Source organism: Pseudomonas sp. CFBP 13710, assembly GCF_014842235.1.
Taxonomy (GTDB): domain Bacteria; phylum Pseudomonadota; class Gammaproteobacteria; order Pseudomonadales; family Pseudomonadaceae; genus Aquipseudomonas; species Aquipseudomonas baltica.
This window is the reverse complement of record NZ_JACYVJ010000009.1, coordinates 114156-135657: the sequence shown is the minus strand read 5'-3', so window position 1 is coordinate 135657 and position 21502 is coordinate 114156. Positions and strand designations below refer to the sequence as shown.

The following is a 21502-nucleotide window of genomic DNA, read 5'->3' as shown; positions in this document are numbered from 1 at the left end:
TCCCTTCGCGGCCGCTGACCGCTCCTACGGGAAGCTGTAGGAGCGGTCAGCGGCCGCGAAGTGGCGCGCTGCGGTGCAGACGACAATCGCCGCTTACTCCCGCGCCCGCGCTCTGCTAAAATGCGCCGCCTTATCCGTATGCAGGCCGCACCGTGGCATTTACCTGGGTCGACTGGGCGATCATCGCGATCATCGCCATCTCCGCACTGATCAGCTTGACACGCGGCTTCGTCAAGGAAGCCCTGTCGCTGGTCACGTGGATAGTCGCAGGTGGCGTGGCCTGGCTGTTCGGTGGTTCCCTCGCCGGTTATTTCGAAAACTACATCCAGACCCCATCCGCGCGTGTCATCGCCGGGTGTGCCGTACTGTTCGTGGCCACCCTGCTGGTCGGCGCCATGGTCAACTACCTGATCGGCGAACTCATTCGCGTCACCGGGCTGTCGGGCACCGACCGCTTCCTGGGCATGGTCTTCGGCGCCGCGCGCGGTGGCCTGCTGGTGGTGGTGGCCGCCGGGCTGATGAGCCTGGGGCCCGTTCAACAGGATTCGTGGTGGCAGGAATCACGGCTCCTGCCCCAATTTCTTTTGGTTGCTGACTGGTCGAAAAACCTCATTCTGGGGATGTCCAGCCAGTGGCTCGCCAGCGGAATCAGCGCACCGGCTGACATTCCGTTCAAGGAACACCTCTTGCCGGCCAACAAGGCGCAGTGAGTGGTGCTCAGTTCAGATTCATTAAGTAGGGGTTGCGTCGCATGTGTGGCATCGTCGGTATCGTCGGTAAGTCGAACGTCAATCAAGCGCTGTATGACGCGCTAACGGTCCTCCAACACCGCGGCCAGGATGCTGCCGGTATCGTTACCAGTAGCGATGGCAAGTTGTTCCTGCGCAAGGACAACGGGCTGGTACGGGACGTTTTCCAGCAGCGCCATATGCAGCGGCTGGTCGGGCACATGGGCATTGGTCATGTGCGCTATCCCACGGCGGGCAGCTCGACCTCGGCCGAGGCCCAGCCGTTCTACGTCAATTCGCCCTATGGCATCACCCTGGCGCACAACGGCAACCTGACCAACGTCGAGCAGCTGGCCAAGGAAATCTACGAATCGGACCTGCGTCACGTCAACACCAGCTCGGACTCCGAGGTGCTGCTCAACGTGTTCGCCCACGAACTGGCCGTGCGCGGCAAGCTGCAGCCTACCGAGGAAGACGTGTTCGCCGCCGTAACCGACGTGCACAAGCGCTGCACCGGTGGCTACGCAGTGGTGGCAATGATCACCGGCTACGGCATCGTCGGTTTCCGTGACCCGCACGCGATCCGTCCGATCGTGTTCGGCCAGCGCCACACCGACGAAGGCGTGGAATACATGATCGCCTCCGAAAGCGTGTCCCTGGACGTACTCGGCTTCACCCTGATCCGCGACCTGGCGCCGGGCGAAGCGGTGTACATCACCGAAGACGGCAAACTGCACACGCGCCAGTGCGCACCCAACCCGCAGTACGCACCGTGCATCTTCGAACACGTGTACCTGGCCCGCCCTGATTCGATCATCGACGGTATCTCGGTGTACAAGGCACGCCTGCGCATGGGCGAAAAGCTGGCCGACAAGATTTTGCGCGAACGCCCGGAACACGACATCGACGTGGTCATCCCGATTCCGGACACCAGCCGTACCGCGGCCCTGGAGCTGGCCAACCACCTGGGCGTGAAGTTTCGCGAAGGCTTCGTCAAGAATCGCTACATCGGTCGTACCTTCATCATGCCCGGCCAAGCCGCGCGCAAGAAATCGGTACGTCAGAAGCTCAATGCCATCGAGCTGGAGTTCCGCGGCAAGAACGTGATGCTGGTGGACGATTCGATCGTGCGCGGCACCACCTGCAAGCAGATCATCCAGATGGCCCGCGAAGCCGGCGCCAAGAACGTCTATTTCTGCTCGGCTGCTCCAGCCGTGCGCTACCCGAACGTCTACGGCATCGACATGCCGAGTGCGCATGAGTTGATCGCGCACAACCGCAGCACCCAGGAAGTGGCCGATCTGATCGGTGCCGACTGGCTGATCTACCAGGACCTGCCCGACCTGATCGATGCGGTCGGTGGTGGCAAGGTCAAGATCGAGAACTTCGACTGCGCGGTGTTCGACGGCAAGTACGTCACCGGCGATATCGACGCGTTCTATCTGAACAAGATCGAGCAGGCGCGCAACGACTCCAACAAGAGCAAGTCGCATGCGGTCAGCGCGATCATAGACCTCTACAACAACTGAATGGGAGCAACGGCATGACACAGGAATGGGATGCCGGGCGACTGGATAGCGATCTCGAAGGGGTGTCGTTCGACACCCTGGCGGTTCGCGCCGGCCAGCACCGCACGCCGGAAGGCGAACACAGTGATCCGCTGTTCTTCACTTCCAGCTATGTTTTCCGTACTGCGGCCGATGCCGCGGCGCGTTTTGCCGGCGAAGTGCCGGGCAATGTCTACTCACGCTACACCAACCCCACCGTGCGCTCCTTCGAAGAGCGCCTGGCCGCCCTGGAAGGCGCCGAACAGGCGGTCGGCTTCGCCACGGGCATGGCGGCGATCACTGCCGTGGTCATGAGCCTGTGCAGCGCTGGCGACCACGTGCTGGTGTCGCAGAGCGTGTTCGGCTCGACCATCAGCTTGTTCGAGAAGTACTTCAAGCGCTTCGGCATCGAAGTGGACTACGTACCGTTGGCCGACGTCAGCGGCTGGGAACGGGCCATCAAGGCCAATACCAGGCTGCTGTTCGTCGAGTCGCCGTCCAACCCGCTGGCCGAGTTGGTCGACATCACGGCCTTGAGCGCCGTGGCTCAGGCCAAGGGCGCCATGCTGGTGGTCGACAACTGCTTCAGCACACCGGCGCTGCAGCAGCCGCTGGCGTTGGGTGCCGACATCGTCGTGCACTCGGCGACCAAGTTCATCGACGGCCAGGGTCGTTGCATGGGCGGCGCCGTGTGCGGTCGCAGCAAGGAAATGAACGAGGTGCTGGGTTACCTGCGCACCGCTGGCTCTACCTTGAGCCCGTTCAACGCCTGGATCTTTCTCAAGGGTCTGGAAACCCTGAACCTGCGCATGCGTGCCCATTGCGCCAGCGCCCAGGTGCTGGCGCAATGGCTGGAGGCGCAGGATGGCATCGAGAAGGTGCATTACTCGGGCCTGCCGAGCCACCCCCAGCATGATCTGGCCAAGCGTCAGACCAAGGGCTTCGGCGCCGTGGTCAGTTTCGAAGTCAAGGGAGGCAAGGAGGGCGCCTGGCGCTTCATCGATGCAACCCGCCTGATCTCGATCACCGCCAACCTGGGTGACAGCAAGACCACCATCACCCACCCGGCCACCACGTCGCACGGGCGCCTGTCGCCCGCCGAACGCGAAGCGGCAGGGATTCGCGACAGCTTGATCCGGGTGGCGGTAGGCCTGGAAGACGTTGGCGACCTGCAGGCCGATCTGGCGCGCGGGCTGGCTGCGTTGTAAGCACTTCTTCGCGGCCGCTGACCGCTCCTGCGGTGATCCTTGGCATTGCGCGGATCACCGCAGGAGCGGTCAGCGGCCGCGAATGCTTTCTACACCTTCGTAATCGCTCAATCTGTACCTTTTTCAAAAAAACTTCATACAGGGTATTGACTTAGGTTCGGTACCTGCGTAAATTTCGCGGCCTCAGCGAAGCAAAGGGTGATTAGCTCAGCCGGGAGAGCATCTGCCTTACAAGCAGAGGGTCGGCGGTTCGATCCCGTCATCACCCACCATTTCGTTAGAATGCAGCTGAGAACGCAACGAAGAGCAACACGTGCTGAAACAAGAGAGCACACACTGCGCAGCGGTAGTTCAGTCGGTTAGAATACCGGCCTGTCACGCCGGGGGTCGCGGGTTCGAGTCCCGTCCGCTGCGCCATTTTATACACTGACTCGGTTCGCCGGTTCAGCGATCGAGAACCTCGAAGTTCTGGGTCAAAAGGTTTCAAACGGACGCAAGTCCGAGCGATACGCAGCGGTAGTTCAGTCGGTTAGAATACCGGCCTGTCACGCCGGGGGTCGCGGGTTCGAGTCCCGTCCGCTGCGCCATACAAAGCTTCGAGGCCCTTGAACTCCTTGAGGCAAACAAAGGAAGCGACCTTCGGGTCGCTTTTTTTGTGTCTCGTAACTTCTGAATTGTTCCTTTCAGCTTTTGGCTACGATAGCAGGTGACGCGCAGCTGAAGTAATCGTCCACGGTGACTGGCTCCCCAGCTTCAATATTGCCATCACGGGTTTTGAACCGTACCTGGACAGACATGCCGGGAAATCCATTGAAGACCATCGTAAGCGCCAAGGCTCGCATGTTGTCGGCGCTTCGCAGCTCTGAAGCTATAAGTTGGCTCATCCGCCAGCGGTTGGCTAGATCAGTCATGCCTCGGGCGGTAGCGTGCGAGTTTTCTTGCTCAACGCCAGTTTTATTTGGCGCCGTCAGATCTTCCGCACGATAGGCCCCTTTTCTGATATTGGAGGCCTTCTCGTTATTTAGCTGTTTCCGCAGATCGATTTCACAGCTCAGCTGCTGCATGATCAATGGTCTTATACTGGTGTCCGCCTGAGGCATGAGACTGATCACAACTAAGTCCATGACGATAGAGCTCGCTACTGTGGTGTCTTTGAAGTCCAAGGCCGCAGCTTCCTCTTCCTGGTTGAGCGTAGGCGGCGGACTGAGTTTAGCGAAAATCAAAACAGGTTCTTCCCGAGTGCTCAGCCGTGCCATGACAGGTGGGATGTCGGTGTAGCGGTCTTTGAGGGCTTCGGGAAGTGATACTGTCATCGGTTGCTGGCTGGCATTACGATCTTTGCCAGGAACTCTCCATAGTTTGAGTATGGGCGGAGCCCGCGGAGTTTGATCATCGCTTACCCGAGCACGGTCGGCAGCCTTCCAGCCGAGCGACATGAGCGCTACCCCGTGTGATCCGCCGAGACGGACCAACTGGAAGGGCTCGTCGGTCTCGGATGCTTCGAGTTCGAATCGATCGATCTCGGTGAATTTGCGATTACCCAGTGCTTGCCGGGCCACTACTACATGGGTCTGATAGGTGCTTCCGGCGCTGTCTTCTTCGAACAGGGGTTCATGACCTGCTGTCTTATTCGAAAGTTTTGCACCTCGACCCAGAACCCACGCATGTGTTGCCTGATTGACAGCATTCTTTTCGATCAGCACGTCATGCTGCATGAACCGGTATTTTTGTCGCATCAGCGTCTTTGCATTAAGCGGGTAGTCATCCATAGGCCAGGCAGGACTTTTTCTTCCGTTTTTGCAGATTATCTGGGGCGATTCGGCAGGTTGCCTCACGTCAAACATGATGGATTTCTGCACCACTTTGACAGCGCTTCCCAAAGCCTTACCGTCGCTTGGGCATGGATTTGAATCTATCTCAGGAATACTTCCCCGATGGGTGACCGATAACAGCACAGGTTTGCGGTCGACCATCACGAACTTATGAATAGATGCATCTACGTCCGTACCGCATGGGGAGTCGTATCTGTCAGGGCATGCTTTGAATTGCAAGTCGTACGCGCCTGCCCCGCTTTGTGACGAGGCGAGAGCCTGCACCTCATAAAGTTTAAGCTCGGTGGTTTTCAGATCCTTTCTCGCTATGGAGACGAGACTGGCCATGGCGACTCTGGATCCAGAGTCGGGGTAGCCTGTGAGCTGCGGAGGTGTAGCGATTCTTCGATCGGGAAAAAGCCTAGGCGCCCCCTTTTGCTCGTCGTGGGTTGATGCGGCTGGGTTATTGGTCAGCGCTCTCATCGACATTGTCTGCCGCAGGATGTGAAACGTTCTGATACCCAAGTCGCCGACTGTTGCTTGTGCAGTAGCGTCGTCTACTGCACGCCCCACGACGTAGTCGTCAGCGTGTGTTGGCATAGGGTCGTATTCGAAGTATGTCGATCGTCCCTTGGACTTGAACGAGCCGCCTCCCCCGAGTGTTACTCCAAGAAGGACTTTGCGAGCCTCGGTTTCACACTCGGTATACGCCGCTGCGACGCTCGACCTTGTTTCCTCTCTAGTGGACTTGTTTATCTGACGGCACAGGCGATAAGCGGACTCTTGAAGCATGACATCGCACTGCGCCTGAGTGTATCCATAGGTCGCGTAGCCATGGCGATAGCATAGGTCATGCATAACGCAGGATTGTCTGAACTGTAATGAGATTGGTGCACCTTCAGCGCTGGTTCTAAACGCCAAGGCTTTAAGTGGCTTAGGTATCGAGCAATCCAGTCCGACACCACGGCCACCGAAAATCGCCTCGGTGGCGGCTGACGGGTAATACGTAGTGAACGTCGGGGGGGCTTCGGTCTCTTCCGGCGAAGCGAGGCTTGGATAGACCGTATTGGCGGCGCCAGCTACGATCCATGAGCAGCTCTGCAGGCTGATGATCAGCACGGCTATCATCGCGATGGCCAAAGCGCAGAGGCAAGTGCGTGAGCCGTAGCGCCAGTTGCCCAATCGTGGAGATTTTTGGTAACGGCCCATGGTTATCGCTCCTTAATGTTGGCCGGCGAGTGATTGTTGTGGCGGGAAAGCAGTAGTGGGATGCTTTGCTCTGCGCTTGTCCAGATAGATGAGTATGCGAATCGAATCAGTCACAGTGCGCTGATATTGAAGTGCGAACAGCGCCTCTTCTTGCCTCGGGGTTTTACATCCTGAGCGTTGAGGGCGTCTGGCAAATACGCAAAGTCCGTAAGCGCCCCAGCCATTGGCGGCGTCGGCGTGGTTATCAGATGGATAAATCCAGTAGGCTCGCCAGTCGGTGTCGCTGGTTTGGCCTTCCAATACGGATGGGGAGATGGCGCTTAGCGTTCGCTTGGCAGCATTAGCCAGTAGCCTAGTGGCGGTCACTGGGTCTGTGGTGATTTGGTCGCTCAGTTCACTACACTGTTTGCTTGTCAGGGCAAACGGAGCTGAGTCAACGGGTGCGGTGAAGTTGTCGAAGGGATCGGAACGGTCCCAAAGAGGAAGTTTCATGTGGAAAGCAGGTGCTACATGGGCAGGCACGCTCATGTCCTGTATGTAGTGAAGTACCTGACCCGCTCTATGATAAACATCGTTGATATTCGATTCGCCCCGCAGCGCGATTTCCAAGGCTTGAGAACGCTTTGCGAAAATACGATCAAGGCTACGATTCCCGAAGGCCCATGGTCGCAGGCGGCCCTCGCGGTTGTAAAAGTGCCAGTTAGTGCTGCGGTCATAGAGATTGAGAGGGGCAGTGTCCTCATCCTGTGTTCCAGCCGCCAGCGCTGCTGCTGCGCTTGCTGGCAAGGTGTACCCGCATCCTCGAAAAGCGATCACGGCCTGATTCGCATAGACAGGATGGCGTGCGGCGTCGTAGGCAAAGCTTGTGTCGAGCAAGCCCAGCAAGAACACACAGGGAAGCGCGCGTAGGATATTTGGCCTCGCACGAGAATGTGCTTTACGGAGCAGCCGTGCTGTGAGGAAGATCGACGTCTGCATTCTCGAGGGCTCCTGAGCAAGAGAGGGTATTCGCTGCCTAGTGGCAATGGCAGCGAATAGACATTCTTGAGCGGCTGGAACCCATTTGGGCCAGTCGCATTCGGGCTACGACCGAGGAGTTTTGCTCGACATCAGACTTAAATCAAAGCGTAGCCAATCGCCAAAGAATTGCACGTTGACGCAAGTAAGAAGATGCTCGGAATGGGTAGGGTCTCGCGGTCAGCAATTGGTCGATCCGGCGGGTGTTTACCGATACCCGACATTCTTTGGTGCTTTACGGGTTTGGCAATGTCTATCAATGGATCAATCACGAATTCGGTGTCGTACCCCATGAGCAGCAAGAACCCCTGTATCAGCGTCTGCAAGTTCACTGACGAGACGTGTATTGCCTGTGGCCGCACCAAGCCTGAGTGCAAGGCCTGGAAGAAGATGGACAAAGACGAGCGGCGCGACGTGAACGCGCAGGCGGTGCAGCGCCTGAAAGACATGAAAGGCACCGCCAAGCGGAAAAAGAAGAAAGCCTGAAAAAATCGGCTAGCCTTTGATGCGCAGGCGCCGTGTTGCGCGTATCATTCGCGGCCCTCCGGCGCGCCTGCGCCGAGCAGCATTCAATTCGACCCACCGGGAGGTGCTTACGATGAAAGATCTCGATCAGCAAGACGGCAGCCAGGAAATCGGCCCTGCCGGCGAAAAACTGCAGAAAGTATTGGCCCGTATCGGCGTGGGTTCGCGCCGAGACGTCGAGGCGTGGATCAGCGAAGGCCGAATCAAGGTCAACGCCAAGGTCGCGACCCTCGGCCAGCGTGTCGACCTGCACGACGCCATCACCGTCGATGGCAAGGTGATCAAGCGCGAAGAAGCCTCGGAAACCGTGCGCCGCGTGATCATCTACAACAAGCCCGACGGCGAAATCTGCACCCGCGACGACCCCGAAGGCCGCCCGACCGTATTCGACCGCCTGCCGCGCCCGCGCGAAGGCCGCTGGATCAACGTCGGCCGCCTGGACATCAACACCACCGGGCTGCTGATGTTCACCACCGACGGCGAGTTGGCCAACCGCCTGATGCATCCCTCGTTCGAAATGGACCGTGAGTACGCGGTGCGCGTACGCGGCGAAGTCGACGACGACATGCTGCTGCGCCTCAAGAACGGCGTCATCCTGGAAGACGGGCCCGCTCGCTTCACCGATATCCAGCAGGCACCGGGTGGCGAAGGCTTCAACCACTGGTACCACTGCGTGGTGATGGAAGGCCGCAACCGCGAAGTGCGTCGCCTGTGGGAATCCCAGGGGTTGGTGGTCAGCCGTCTGAAGCGCGTGCGCTTCGGTCCGGTATTCCTCAATTCCGACCTGCCGATGGGTCGTTGGCGCGAGCTGACCCAGGGTGAAGTCGATACCCTGAGCGCCGAAGTCGGCCTGACCGCCGTGGCCATGCCGTCGATGACCACCAAGACCAAGGACAAACTGGAGCGCATGCAGCGCAAATCCTCGCGCCCGATGGGCCGCGGCGAGCGCGTGCGCACCTTGCGTCCTGCCCAGGACGGCGCGCCGTCCACCGACCAACGCCCGGCTCGCCAGCCGCGCGGCGATTCGGCGCCGTCCGGCGAGCAGCGTCCAGCCCGTCAGCCACGCGGTGATTCGGCGCCGGCTGCGCGCAAGGACAGCGGTCGTGGCAGTGCCGTGGCCGAGCGTCCGGCGGACATGAACAAGCGTCCAGCCAGGCCTGCCGGCAAGCCGGGCGCCAAGCCCGCTGCAAAGCGCCCGGGCATCAAGCTGGTGGACGACGCGCCGTCGGGCAATCGTCGTGGCCCGGCCGCTGGCACCGGTCAGCGTCCCGGCTTCGGCCGTCGCAAGCCCAAGCCTGAGTAAGGACAACTGATGTCCACGTGCGCCAACCTTCCAGGGTTGGCGTTTTTTTGTGGGGTGTCGGTGGGGGCCTCTTCGCGGGCAGAGACCCGCTCCCACAAGGTTTGCCTGCGGCGGACCATTGCACTCTTGATACCTCGAACGTCGAAGAAGTGACTTCTCCCTGATGACTGAACCAAACCAGCTCAAGCGTGGGCTGAAGAATCGCCACATCCAACTGATCGCTCTGGGCGGTGCCATCGGTACCGGGCTGTTCCTGGGTTCGGCAGGCGTGCTCAAGTCCGCCGGCCCGTCGATGATCCTGGGCTATGCCATCTGCGGCTTCATTGCCTTCCTGATCATGCGTCAGCTGGGCGAGATGATCGTCGAGGAACCGGTTGCCGGTTCTTTCAGTCACTTCGCCCACAGCTACTGGGGCCGGTTTCCCGGTTTTCTGTCCGGCTGGAACTGCTGGGTGCTGTACATCCTGGTAGGCATGTCCGAACTGACCGCCGTCGGCAAGTACGTGCACTACTGGTGGCCGGAAATACCCACCTGGGTCTCCGCTGCGGTGTTCTTCCTGATGATCAATGCCATCAACCTGACCAACGTCAAGGTGTTCGGCGAGACCGAATTCTGGTTCGCCATCATCAAGGTCGCGGCGATCGTCGGCATGATTGCCCTGGGCAGCTATCTGCTGGTCAGCGGTGACGGCGGCCCTCAGGCCAGTGTCAGCAACCTCTGGGCCCACGGTGGTTTCTTTCCCAACGGTGTAGGCGGGTTGGTCATGGCCCTGGCGATCATCATGTTCTCCTTTGGTGGCCTGGAGATGCTCGGCTTTACGGCGGCCGAGGCCGACAGCCCGAAGACGGTGATTCCCAAGGCCATCAATCAGGTGATCTACCGCATTCTGATCTTCTACATCGGCGCGCTGGTGGTGCTGTTGTCGCTGACGCCGTGGGACGGTCTGCTGGCCAGCCTGAATGCCTCGGGCGATGCCTACAGCGGCAGCCCGTTCGTGCAGGTGTTCTCGATGCTGGGCAGCGACACGGCTGCCCACGTGCTCAACTTCGTGGTACTGACCGCAGCCTTGTCGGTTTACAACAGCGGCACCTATTGCAACAGCCGCATGCTGCTGGGCATGGCCGAGCAGGGCGACGCGCCGCGTGCACTGGCCAAGGTGGATGGCCGTGGCGTGCCGGTTCGGGCGCTGCTGGTGTCGGCGGCGATCACGCTGGTGGCCGTGGCATTGAACTACTTCGTGCCGCAGCAGGCGCTCGAGCTGTTGATGTCGTTGGTGGTGGCGACCCTGGTGATCAACTGGGCGATGATCAGCTACTCGCACCTCAAGTTTCGCCAGCACTTGCAGCGCCAGGGCCAGGTGCCGCTGTTCAAGGCGTTGTGGTATCCGTACGGCAACTACCTGTGCCTGGCGTTCGTGGCGTTCATCCTGATCATCATGCTGATGATTCCCGGCATCCGCGTGTCGGTGTATGCCATTCCTCTGTGGATCGGCGGGATGTACCTGTGTTATCGCCTCAAGTCGAACCCCTCGTCCTGACCGGAGCGCTGCATGCTGGAAATCTCCAACGCCGTCCATCTGCCCGACGCTGAAATCGAACTCAGCGCCATCCGCGCGCAAGGCGCGGGTGGGCAGAACGTCAACAAGGTTTCCAGTGCGGTGCACCTGCGCTTCGACATCGGCGCTTCGTCGCTGCCGCCGTTCTACAAGGAGCGCCTGTTGGCGCTGCGCGACAGCCGGATCACCGGCGATGGCGTGATCGTCATCAAGGCGCAGCAGTTTCGCACCCAGGAGCAAAACCGCGCCGACGCCCTGCAGCGCCTGCGCGAGCTGATTCTGCTGGCCACCAAGGTGGAGAAGAAGCGCCGGCCGACCAAGCCCACGCTGGGCTCCAAGACTCGCCGCCTGGAAGGCAAGACCAAGCGCGGGGCGATCAAGGCCGGGCGTGGCAGGATCGATTTCTAGATCATGCCGTTCTAGACCAGCTTGTCTTGCGCTGGTGGCAGGCTTGCCGCTCGCCGGTATAGATAGAAGGTCAGGCCCAGGCCGGCGCACGCAGCCACGGCGGCAAACAGGAAGATCGCGCTGAAGCCGTAGCCTGCGGCGATGGCGCCTGCCACCGGCCCGGTGATGCCCAGCGACATGTCGATGAACAGCGAGTAGGCCCCCACGGCCGCACCGCGGCTGGACGCCGGCACCAGATTGACCGCTTCGACGCCGAGCGCTGGAAATACCAGGGAAAATCCGAATCCGGTCAACGCCGCGCCAGCCATCGCCAGCTCCTGGCTGGGCGCAAGCCACAGCAGCAACAAGCCCAGGGTTTCCACGCTGAGGCATACGATCGCCACCCGAAAACCGCCGATGCGGTTGATCAGGTTGCCGAACAGCAGCCGGGCGAGGATAAAGCTGGCACCGAACAGGCTCAGGCACAGTGCCGCGTTGTCCCAGGCATTGCTGGCGTAGTAAAGGGTGATGAAGGTGGCGATGGTGCCGAAGCCGATACCGCCCAGGGCCAGCCCGGTGCCATGGGGCAGCACGCGGCCCAGCACGTGCAGGAACGGTAGTCGCTCGCCCGCCACCACCGGTGCGGGAAGCTTGTTCCAGGCCAGGGCGATGCCCACGCCAGCCAGCACGATGATGCTCGCACCCATGCTCCACAGGCCCAGATGCTTGACCATCAGCACGCCCAGCGGCGCACCGATGGCCAGGGCGCCGTAGCTGGCAATGCCGTTCCAGGAGATGACCTTGGCGGTGTTGGCTGCGCCGACGCGGCCAATCCCCCAGCCAATGGACCCCGAGCCCACCAGGCTCTCCGCCGACCCCAGCAGTATCCGACCCGCCAGCAGGCTGGTCAGGCTCAGCGCCGGCCAGCTTTGCAACCAGCCGGCCAGCAGCATGAACAGCCCGCTGATGCCGCAGCCGACCAGGCCGTAGATGACTGCTTTCTTGCTGCCCAGGTTGTCGATGATCTTGCTCGCCTGGGGGCGGCTGAGCAGGGTGGCCAGGTATTGCACGCTGATCACCAGCCCGGCAATGACCGCGCCGTAGCCCAGGTCGCTGTGGACGAAGCCTGGCAATACCGCCAGCGGGATGCCGATGCTCAGGTAGCCGATGAAGGTGAACAGGACGATGGAGACGACTTGCAGCGTGACCGTAATGGGGCGCTGGGAGTGAGGCATAGGTAGATCCGTCGCGGAAGCAGGTGATGGGCGCAGGTGCGGGCAGGCTGGCTGGGTGTCCGGCGCACACGAGAAATGAAGACAGGCTTACGTGACGCTCATGATAGAGGCACGAGGCACAAAAAGAGAGACGGCGATGGGTGGCGCTTCATGCAGATGCTGCTGGCGGGGTTGCTCTGGTGCAGGCCAGCAGCGGGGCCGCAGCCCCGACGCTGGGAGGTGTTCAGCTGTTCGAACAGCCGTTGCCCATGACCTGATATTCCATGATGTGGCGCTTGCCCTGCGAATCTTCGTAAGTCAGGCGTGCCGGGATCACGGCGCAGACGTTGGGAATCGCTGAAGTCGAGATGACGTGAGCAATATCGGGGTGCTGCGAATACTCATAAGGTTCCACCGTGGTTTTTTCGGTGGCAGCCGTGGTGGTTTCATCGGCCAGGGCCATGCCGCTCGCGCCAATCAGCGCCAGAATCAAAAAAGCTTTCATGTCGATTTTCCTGTTTTGCAGTCGTCAGGGTGCACGCAGCCCTTGTGAGGTCACGTGTGAAACTTGAGAGTGGGAAAGTTGCGATCGACAGGCCTTCGTGGGGGGATGCAGTCTTCGTCGATCGCGGTGCCGTTGCTGGCGAAATCGATTCTAGGCGTGCACGGTGGAGGTAAACAGAGCCGGTTCGGATAAACAGTTTTATTCGAATCTGCACTAATCCCGCGGGTCTGGGCGTGCATCGGTGCAAGCAGCGGTACTACCATCGTCGAATGGCTGCACGGGCCAGATACCCTTAAAACAGGTGTATAAAACAACAACTACTCAACCGAGGTATGAAAGATGAGTGCGGCTTCCCTGTATCCCGTTCGTCCAGAGGTGGCGGCGTCCACGCTGACCGATGAGGCGACCTACAAGGCCATGTACCAGCAGTCCGTGGTCAACCCGGACGGTTTCTGGCGCGAACAGGCGCAGCGCCTCGATTGGATAAAGCCCTTCACCAAGGTCAAGCAGACCTCGTTCGACGATCACCATGTCGACATCAAATGGTTCGCCGACGGCACCCTCAACGTCTCCTACAACTGCCTGGACCGCCACCTGGCTGAACGCGGCGATCAGGTCGCGATCATCTGGGAAGGCGACGACCCTTCCGAAAGCCGTCACATCACCTACCGGGAGCTGCACGCCGAGGTGTGCAAGTTCGCCAACGCCCTGCGCGGCCAGGATGTGCACCGCGGCGACGTGGTGACCCTGTACATGCCGATGATTCCCGAGGCGGTGGTGGCGATGCTCGCCTGTACCCGCATCGGCGCGGTGCATTCGGTGGTGTTCGGTGGCTTCTCGCCCGAGGCGCTGGCGGGGCGCATCATCGACTGCCAGTCGAAGGTGGTGATCACCGCCGACGAAGGCCTGCGGGGCGGCAGGAAAACGGCGCTCAAGGCCAACGTCGACCGCGCCCTGACCAACCCCGAAACCAGCAGCGTGCAGAAGGTCATCGTGTGCAAGCGCACCGGTGGCGAGATCGAGTGGAACCGTCATCGCGACATCTGGTACCACTCGCTGCTGGAGGTGGCATCGAGCACCTGCGCGCCGAAGGAAATGGGCGCCGAGGAAGCGCTGTTCATCCTCTATACCTCAGGCTCGACCGGCAAGCCCAAGGGCGTGCTGCACACCACCGGCGGTTACCTGGTGTACGCCGCGCTGACCCATGAGCGAGTGTTCGACTACAAGCCGGGCGATGTCTACTGGTGCACGGCGGACGTCGGCTGGATCACCGGCCACAGCTACATCGTCTATGGTCCGCTGGCCAACGGTGCCACCACCTTGCTGTTCGAAGGTGTGCCCAACTACCCGGACATTACCCGCGTCTCGAAAATCATCGACAAGCACAAAGTCAATATCCTCTACACCGCTCCCACCGCTATCCGCGCGATGATGGCCGAGGGCACCAAGGCAGTCGAGGGCGCCGATGGCTCGAGCCTGCGCTTGCTGGGTTCGGTGGGCGAACCGATCAACCCCGAGGCCTGGAACTGGTACTACAACACGGTCGGCAAGCAGAACTGCCCGATCGTCGACACCTGGTGGCAGACCGAAACCGGCGGCATCCTGATCAGCCCGCTGCCGGGTGCGATCGGCCTCAAGCCCGGTTCGGCGACCAAACCGTTCTTCGGCGTGGTGCCGGCGCTGGTGGACAACCTGGGCAACCTGATCGACGGCGCTGCCGAGGGCAACCTGGTGATTCTCGATTCGTGGCCGGGCCAGTCGCGTACCCTCTACGGCGACCATGATCGTTTCGTCGATACCTATTTCAAGACCTTTCGCGGCATGTACTTCACCGGCGACGGCGCGCGTCGCGACGAAGATGGCTACTACTGGATCACCGGCCGAGTCGATGACGTGCTCAACGTTTCCGGGCACCGCATGGGCACGGCCGAGATCGAAAGCGCGATGGTGGCCCATCCCAAGGTGGCCGAGGCCGCTGTGGTGGGCGTTCCCCATGAGCTGAAAGGGCAGGGCATCTATGTCTATGTCACGCTCAATGGTGGCGAGCAGACCAGCGAGGAACTGCGCCTGGAGCTCAAGAACTGGGTGCGCAAGGAGATCGGCCCCATCGCCTCGCCGGATGTGATCCAGTGGGCGCCGGGGCTGCCCAAGACGCGGTCGGGCAAGATCATGCGGCGCATCCTGCGCAAGATCGCCACGGCCGAGTACGACTCGCTGGGTGACATCTCTACCTTGGCTGATCCGGGGGTGGTGCAACAGCTGATCGACACCCACAAGGAAATGCATCGCGCTTCGGCCTGAGTTGACGCGACCTCGGGGGCCTCTGCCCGCGAAGGGGCCCGCAAGGCTGTTCAGGCAGCGCTGGCGTTACTGCGGTAACGCCATTGCCGCGCCGGGTGCCACCCAAGGCCCCATCGCCTGTCACATGCAACATCTCCCACAACCCCAAGCTTGCCGTCTGCCAAGGCTTTGCCAATAATGGGCGCGCTAATTGCTTGATGGACAGGTTGCGCGTCTTTTTGCTCAGCCACAATCGGCATGGGCTGTCAATCCCTTGGTCTGGGTGTCTCGGTGCTTCTGTAACTACTTGTCGCATTGAAGAAATATCGACTGGCACAGTGCCGTTAAAATGCGCTCACTCGCCGGACCTCGTGGCGTCGCCCGTTCAGCCTCATTTTTCGCATTCTGGGCCTGCGCTCACTTTGCCCATACTGCCCATTTTCGCTGGAGCTCACCCAATGAAGAAACTTGCACTGTTTGGCGCATTGGCACTGTCCGTGCTGTCGGCGACCTCGTTCGCCGATGAAAAGCCGCTGAAGATCGGTATCGAAGCCGCTTACCCACCGTTCGCGTCCAAGGCGCCGGATGGCAGCATCGTCGGTTTCGACTACGACATCGGCAACGCGCTGTGCGCTGAGATGAAGGTCAAGTGCACCTGGGTCGAGCAGGAATTCGACGGCCTCATTCCCGCCCTCAAGGTCCGCAAGATCGACGCCATTCTGTCGTCGATGTCGATTACCGACGACCGCAAGAAGTCCGTTGATTTCACCAACAAGTACTACGCCACTCCGGCGCGTCTGGTCATGAAGTCCGGCACCCAGGTGAGCGACTCCATGGCCGAGCTCAAAGGCAAGAAGATCGGCGTGCAGCGCGGCACCATCCATGACCGGTATGCCACCGAGGTGCTCAAGCCGCTGGGCGTCGAAGTGATGCCGTACGGCTCGCAGAACGAGATCTACCTGGACGTGGCCGCCGGTCGACTGGATGGCACGCTGGCCGATGCCACCCTGTTGCAGGACGGTTTTCTCAACACCGACGCCGGCAAGGGCTACGCATTCGTCGGCCCGTCGGTCAACGACCCGAAATACTTCGGTGACGGCATCGGTATCGCCGTGCGCAAGGGCGACAAGGCCAACGTGGATCGCATCAACGCGGCCATCGAAGGCATTCGCGCCAACGGCGAGTACAAGAAGATCCAGGACAAGTACTTCGATTTCGACATCTACGGCAAATAAGCCGGCAGGCGTCACCTGACTGATGGTGCAAACGGCGGGAAACCGCGGTCTGCACCATTTTTCATTCTTCGGGCGAGGATCTCTACATGTTGAAAGGCTACGGGGCCGTCATTCTCGATGGCGCTTGGCTGACGCTGCAGCTCGCCTTGTCGTCCATGGCACTGGCCATCGTGCTGGGTCTGTTCGGCGTGGCCCTGCGCCTGTCGCCGGTACGCTGGCTGGCCTGGCTGGGTGACCTGTACGCCACGGTGATTCGTGGCATACCCGATCTGGTGTTGATCCTGCTGATCTTCTACGGTGGCCAGGACATCCTCAATCGCGTGGCGCCGTTGGTGGGTTACGACGACTACATCGACCTCAATCCGCTGCTGGCCGGTATCTTCACCCTGGGTTTCATCTTCGGTGCCTACCTGTCGGAAACCTTTCGCGGGGCGTTCATGGCCATTCCCAAGGGCCAGGCCGAAGCCGGCATGGCCTATGGCATGAGCAGCCTGCAGGTGTTCTTTCGGGTGCTGGTGCCGCAGATGATTCGCCTGGCGATTCCCGGTGTCACCAACAACTGGCTGGTGTTGACCAAGGCTACGGCATTGATTTCGGTGGTCGGCCTGCAGGACATGATGTTCAAGGCCAAGCAGGCGGCGGATGCCACCCGCGAACCGTTCACCTTCTTCCTCGCGGTGGCGGCGATGTACCTGGTCATCACCAGTGTGTCGCTGCTGTTGCTGCGCGCCATCGAAAAACGCTACTCGGTGGGCATCAAGGCGGCTGAGCTATGATCTTCGATTACAACGTCGTCTGGGACAGCTTGCCGCTGTACATGAGCGGTATGCTGGAAACCTTGAAGCTGCTGGCGATTTCGCTGTTCTTCGGTCTGCTGGTGGCGCTGCCGCTGGGTTTGATGCGGGTGTCCCGGCAGCCGCTGGTCAACGGCATCGCGTGGCTCTACACCTACGTGATCCGTGGCACGCCCATGCTGGTGCAGCTGTTTCTGATCTATTACGGTCTGGCCCAGTTCGAGGCCGTGCGCAACAGCGTGCTCTGGCCCTGGTTGTCGAGCGCCACGTTCTGCGCCTGCCTGGCCTTCGCCATCAATACCAGTGCCTACACCGCCGAAATCATCGCCGGCAGCCTGCGGGCCACGCCACCGGGCGAGATCGAAGCGGCCAAGGCCATGGGCATGTCCAGGGCCGGGATGTACCGGCGTATCCTGCTGCCCTCGGCACTGCGCCGAGCGCTGCCGCAGTACAGCAACGAAGTGATCATGATGCTGCAGACCACCAGCCTGGCTTCGATCGTGACCCTGATCGACATCACCGGCGCAGCACGTACGGTGAACGCCCAGTACTATCTGCCGTTCGAGGCCTACATCACGGCGGGTGTGTGCTACCTGTGCCTGACGTTCATTTTGGTGCGCCTGTTCAAGCTGGCCGAGCGCCGCTGGCTGGCCTACCTGGCACCGCGCAGGCACTGAACGCGTGCAGCAAAAACCTTTTCGCCACGGGCCGCTGGCCCGTGACTGACCGATTTGCGAGACCCTTGATCATGTACAAACTCCAAGTTCAGGACCTGCACAAGCGCTATGGCTCGCACGAGGTGCTCAAGGGTGTCTCGCTGGCGGCGAAGGCGGGCGATGTGATCAGCATCATCGGCTCCAGCGGATCGGGCAAGAGCACGTTCCTGCGTTGCATCAACCTGCTCGAACAGCCCCACGCGGGCAAGATCCTGCTCAACGACGAAGAACTCAAACTGGTTGCCGGCAAGGATGGGGCGCTCAGGGCGGCCGACCCCAAGCAGCTGCAACGCTTGCGTTCGCGCCTGTCGATGGTGTTCCAGCATTTCAACCTGTGGTCGCACATGACCGCGCTGGAAAACGTCATCGAAGCGCCCGTGCATGTGTTGGGCGTATCGAAAAAGCAAGCGCTGGAAAAAGCCGAGTACTATCTGGCCAAGGTGGGGGTCTCGCACCGCAAGGATGCCTATCCGGGGCACATGTCCGGTGGCGAGCAGCAGCGTGTCGCCATTGCCCGTGCATTGGCGGTGGAACCCGAGGTGATGTTGTTCGACGAACCGACTTCGGCGCTCGACCCGGAACTGGTGGGTGACGTGCTCAAGGTGATGCAGGCCCTGGCTCAGGAAGGGCGGACCATGGTCGTCGTGACCCACGAGATGGGTTTCGCCCGTGAAGTGTCGAACCAGCTGGTGTTCCTGCACAAGGGCCTGGTCGAAGAAACCGGCGACCCGCGCGAGGTGCTGGCCAATCCGCGTTCCGAGCGGTTGCAGCAGTTCTTGTCCGGCAGCCTCAAGTGATCGCCGCTTGAAACATCTGCCGGGTGTTTTCCTGCGAGCAGGTCGAGCATGCCTGGCGCAGTGCCATTTCCCATTCGGTTTTTGATACTTAAGGTTTCGGTCCGCATCAGATGACAGCCCAACGAATCGGTTTCCTCTATTGGCCCAGCACGCGAGCCCTGACCCTGGCGCTGGCCGAAGAGGCCCTGCGAGTGGCGCAGAAGGTGCACCCGGAAGTGACCTACGAGTTGCTTTTCCTGCAGGCCGAGCCGCCGGTTCCAGGCGGCTGGCAGCTGCCCGGTGAGGCGTGGAACGGTCGCCTGGAGGGTTGCCAGAAGCTTTTTCTGCTGGCTGACGAGCCACCGTCGGCGCTGGCCCCGGCACTGGCCACTGCGCTCAAGCAGACGGTCCGGGCCGGATGCCTGGTGGGCGGGCTTTCGGCGGGGGTCTACCCGCTGGCGCAGTTGGGGCTGCTCGATGGCTACCGCGCGGCCGTGCACTGGCGCTGGCAGGATGATTTCGCCGAGCGCTTTCCCAAGGTCATCGCCACCAGCCATCTGTTCGATTGGGACCGCGACCGCATGACGGCTTGCGGGGGCTTGTCGGTGCTCGACCTGCTGCTGGCGGTACTGGCCCGCGATCACGGCGCCGAACTGGCCGGGGCGGTGTCCGAAGAGCTGGTGGTGGAGCGTATCCGCGAGGGCGGCGAGCGCCAGCGCATTCCGTTGCAGAATCGTCTGGGGTCCAGCCATCCGAAGCTGACCCAGGCGGTGTTGCTGATGGAAGCCAATATCGAAGAGCCGCTGACCACCGACGAGATCGCCCAGCATGTGTGTGTTTCGCGGCGCCAGCTGGAGCGCATCTTCAAGCAGTACCTGAACCGCGTACCCAGCCAGTACTACCTCGAGTTGCGCCTGAACAAGGCGCGGCAGATGTTGATGCAGACCAGCAAGTCGATCATCCAGATCGGCCTGTCGTGCGGGTTTTCCTCGGGCCCGCATTTTTCCAGCGCCTACCGCAATTTTTTCGGCGCCACCCCCCGCGAGGATCGCAACCAGCGTCGCAGCAGCAGCCCGTTCGAATTGTCTTCGGTGCCCGCCGAGCGAGGTTGACCCTCGCTCCGGGATGCGCCGTGCCTGGTGAAGCGCGGTGTGGCTTTCGCGGCCACGGACCGCTCCTACGGGAGTACACGCAGAACCCTTGTGGGAGCGGTCATCGGCCGCGAATGGGTGGTGCGGTCGATCTGACACAACACAGCCGTCAGCGCCTTTCTATCCCTATATGTCGCATTCGCGACAACCCCCGTAGAATGGCGGTTTGGCGCTGTAACAAGTTGTCGCATGGCGGCAATGCCGCGCGTGCACCAGTCCTTACAATCCCCTATCGCTCGCCCATTCTGCGCTGAGCGTTCCTTGACAGGAGACTCCGATGTCCGTTGAGCAAGCCCCCGTGCAACGTGCCGATTTCGACCAGGTAATGGTGCCCAACTATGCACCGGCCGCTTTCATTCCCGTGCGCGGTGCAGGTTCCCGGGTGTGGGATCAGGCTGGTCGCGAGCTCATCGATTTCTCCGGTGGCATCGCCGTCAACGTGCTGGGGCATGCGCACCCGGCATTGGTAGGCGCGCTGACCGAACAGGCCAACAAGCTGTGGCACGTGTCCAACGTCTTCACCAACGAGCCCACCCTGCGCCTGGCCCGGAAGCTGGTCGATGCCACCTTTGCCGACCGGGTGTTCTTCTGCAACTCCGGCGCGGAAGCCAACGAGGCCGCCTTCAAGCTGGCCCGGCGTGTGGCGCACGACAACTTCGGTCCCGAGAAATACGAGATCGTTTCGGCTCTCAACAGCTTCCACGGCCGCACGCTGTTCACCGTCAGCGTGGGTGGCCAGCCGAAGTACTCCGACGGTTTCGGCCCGAAGATCACCGGCATTCGCCACGTCCCCTACAACGACCTCGAAGCGCTGAAAGCGGCGGTGTCCGACAAGACCTGCGCCGTGGTGCTGGAGCCGGTCCAGGGCGAAGGCGGCGTGGTACCGGCCGATCCGGCCTACCTGCAAGGCGCTCGCGCGCTGTGCGACCAGTTCAATGCCCTGCTGGTGTTCGACGAAGTGCAAAGCGGCATGGGGCGCAGTGGCGAGCTGTTCAGCTACATGAACTACGGCGTCACCCCGGACATCCTCTCCAGCGCCAAGAGCCTGGGGGGCGGTTTTCCGATCGGGGCGATGCTCACCACCGATGCCCTGGCCAAACACTTCGCGGTCGGCGTGCACGGCACCACCTATGGCGGCAACCCTCTGGCCTGCGCCGTGGCCGAGGCGGTGCTCGATGTGGTCAACACACCCGAAGTGCGAGCCGGGGTCAAGGCACGGCACCAGCACTTCAAGACGCGCCTGGAGCAGATTGGCCAGCGCTACGGCGTGTTCAGCGAAGTCCGTGGCCTGGGCCTGCTGATCGGTTGCGCCTTGAGCGACGCCTGGAAAGGCCGCGCCAAGGACTTTTTCAATGCTGCCGAACGGCACGACCTGATGATTCTGCAGGCCGGCCCGGACGTGGTGCGTTTCGCCCCGAGCCTGGTCATCGACGAGGCCGACATCGACGAAGGCCTGGACCGCTTCGAACGCGCCGTGGCGCACCTGACCCAGGCCTGATCGGCCCGTTCGTGGCGTTGGCTCAAAGCCAGCGCCACCTCTG

18 protein-coding genes and 3 tRNA genes are annotated in these 21502 nt (G+C 61.2%); 17 read left to right on the top strand and 4 right to left on the bottom strand.

From position 1 onward, the window contains the following. The first annotated feature begins 152 nt into the window (after positions 1-152). The 6 genes from IFT44_RS17730 to IFT44_RS17705 all read left to right on the top strand — a co-directional run bounded on the left by IFT44_RS17730 (position 153) and on the right by IFT44_RS17705 (position 4070). Entirely contained in the window at positions 153-710 is a 558-nt protein-coding gene (locus IFT44_RS17730; RefSeq protein ID WP_122476408.1) for a CvpA family protein, read from the top strand. Positions 711-751: 41 nt separating this feature from the next. Further along, positions 752-2257, top strand: a complete 1506-nt coding sequence (gene purF, locus IFT44_RS17725; RefSeq protein WP_122476407.1) for an amidophosphoribosyltransferase — start codon at positions 752-754, stop codon at positions 2255-2257. Positions 2258-2271: 14 nt separating this feature from the next. Then, complete coding sequence (locus IFT44_RS17720; protein ID WP_192176319.1) at positions 2272-3483, top strand: O-succinylhomoserine sulfhydrylase; 1212 nt, start codon at positions 2272-2274, stop codon at positions 3481-3483. A 196-nt stretch (positions 3484-3679) separates the two neighbouring features. Further along, a tRNA-Val gene (locus IFT44_RS17715) sits at positions 3680-3755 on the top strand. Positions 3756-3823: 68 nt separating this feature from the next. Continuing rightward, a tRNA-Asp gene (locus IFT44_RS17710) sits at positions 3824-3900 on the top strand. Between the two features lie 93 nt (positions 3901-3993). Then, positions 3994-4070: transfer RNA gene (locus tag IFT44_RS17705), tRNA-Asp, on the top strand. Positions 4071-4166: 96 nt separating this feature from the next. On the opposite strand, the gene IFT44_RS17700 is transcribed toward IFT44_RS17705, so the two are convergent. Together IFT44_RS17700 and IFT44_RS17695 are read right to left on the bottom strand one after the other, a co-directional pair. Further along, a complete protein-coding gene (locus IFT44_RS17700; RefSeq protein WP_192176318.1) occupies positions 4167-6503 on the bottom strand; it encodes a hypothetical protein in 2337 nt (778 codons plus the stop codon). Positions 6504-6515: 12 nt separating this feature from the next. Then, positions 6516-7481 (bottom strand): hypothetical protein, encoded by a 966-nt coding sequence (locus tag IFT44_RS17695; protein WP_192176317.1) that lies wholly within the window; start codon positions 7479-7481, stop codon positions 6516-6518. Positions 7482-7811: 330 nt separating this feature from the next. Here IFT44_RS17695 and IFT44_RS17690 point away from each other — a divergent pair, with 330 nt between their 5' ends. From IFT44_RS17690 to arfB, 4 genes are all read left to right on the top strand, one after another. Then, a complete protein-coding gene (locus tag IFT44_RS17690; protein ID WP_122476402.1) occupies positions 7812-8006 on the top strand; it encodes a DUF1289 domain-containing protein in 195 nt (64 codons plus the stop codon). Positions 8007-8118: 112 nt separating this feature from the next. Beyond that, positions 8119-9348, top strand: coding sequence for a 23S rRNA pseudouridine(2605) synthase RluB (rluB, locus tag IFT44_RS17685; RefSeq protein ID WP_122476400.1), 1230 nt, complete (start codon positions 8119-8121; stop codon positions 9346-9348). Between the two features lie 163 nt (positions 9349-9511). Continuing rightward, a complete protein-coding gene (locus tag IFT44_RS17680) occupies positions 9512-10885 on the top strand; it encodes an amino acid permease (protein WP_122713948.1) in 1374 nt (457 codons plus the stop codon). A gap of 12 nt (positions 10886-10897) precedes the next feature. Next, a complete protein-coding gene (gene arfB / locus IFT44_RS17675; protein WP_122476397.1) occupies positions 10898-11311 on the top strand; it encodes an alternative ribosome rescue aminoacyl-tRNA hydrolase ArfB in 414 nt (137 codons plus the stop codon). An 11-nt stretch (positions 11312-11322) separates the two neighbouring features. Here the strand turns inward: arfB and IFT44_RS17670 are convergent, their stop codons facing one another. Further along, positions 11323-12525 carry an MFS transporter gene (locus IFT44_RS17670; RefSeq protein WP_192176316.1) on the bottom strand — a complete coding sequence of 401 codons (1203 nt, stop codon included), beginning with the start codon at positions 12523-12525 and terminating at the stop codon, positions 11323-11325. Between the two features lie 223 nt (positions 12526-12748). Next, on the bottom strand, positions 12749-13009 hold the full coding sequence (locus IFT44_RS17665) for a DUF2790 domain-containing protein (RefSeq protein WP_192176315.1): 261 nt from the start codon (positions 13007-13009) through the stop codon (positions 12749-12751). A gap of 339 nt (positions 13010-13348) precedes the next feature. On the opposite strand from IFT44_RS17665, the gene acs reads away from it, so the two are divergent. The 7 genes from acs (at position 13349) to IFT44_RS17630 (ending at position 21459) form a co-directional block, all read left to right on the top strand. Next, positions 13349-15310 carry an acetate--CoA ligase gene (gene acs / locus IFT44_RS17660; protein ID WP_122476391.1) on the top strand — a complete coding sequence of 654 codons (1962 nt, stop codon included), beginning with the start codon at positions 13349-13351 and terminating at the stop codon, positions 15308-15310. Between the two features lie 437 nt (positions 15311-15747). Continuing rightward, the gene (locus tag IFT44_RS17655) at positions 15748-16524 is read left to right on the top strand and encodes an ABC transporter substrate-binding protein (protein ID WP_185794327.1); all 777 of its coding nucleotides are present in this window, start codon (positions 15748-15750) and stop codon (positions 16522-16524) included. Between the two features lie 86 nt (positions 16525-16610). After that, positions 16611-17300 (top strand): ABC transporter permease, encoded by a 690-nt coding sequence (locus IFT44_RS17650; RefSeq protein WP_122476387.1) that lies wholly within the window; start codon positions 16611-16613, stop codon positions 17298-17300. Then, positions 17297-17995, top strand: a complete 699-nt coding sequence (locus tag IFT44_RS17645; RefSeq protein WP_122476385.1) for an ABC transporter permease — start codon at positions 17297-17299, stop codon at positions 17993-17995. The genes IFT44_RS17650 and IFT44_RS17645 overlap by 4 nt, the downstream gene beginning before the upstream one ends. Before the next feature lie 71 nt (positions 17996-18066). Further along, positions 18067-18831: an ABC transporter ATP-binding protein gene (locus tag IFT44_RS17640; RefSeq protein WP_185794328.1), complete on the top strand. Its 765-nt coding sequence runs from the start codon at positions 18067-18069 to the stop codon at positions 18829-18831. Positions 18832-18941: 110 nt separating this feature from the next. Further along, positions 18942-19922 carry a transcriptional regulator ArgR gene (gene argR / locus IFT44_RS17635; protein ID WP_122476381.1) on the top strand — a complete coding sequence of 327 codons (981 nt, stop codon included), beginning with the start codon at positions 18942-18944 and terminating at the stop codon, positions 19920-19922. Between the two features lie 316 nt (positions 19923-20238). Beyond that, positions 20239-21459 carry an aspartate aminotransferase family protein gene (locus IFT44_RS17630; protein WP_122476379.1) on the top strand — a complete coding sequence of 407 codons (1221 nt, stop codon included), beginning with the start codon at positions 20239-20241 and terminating at the stop codon, positions 21457-21459. Positions 21460-21502: the final 43 nt, after the last annotated feature.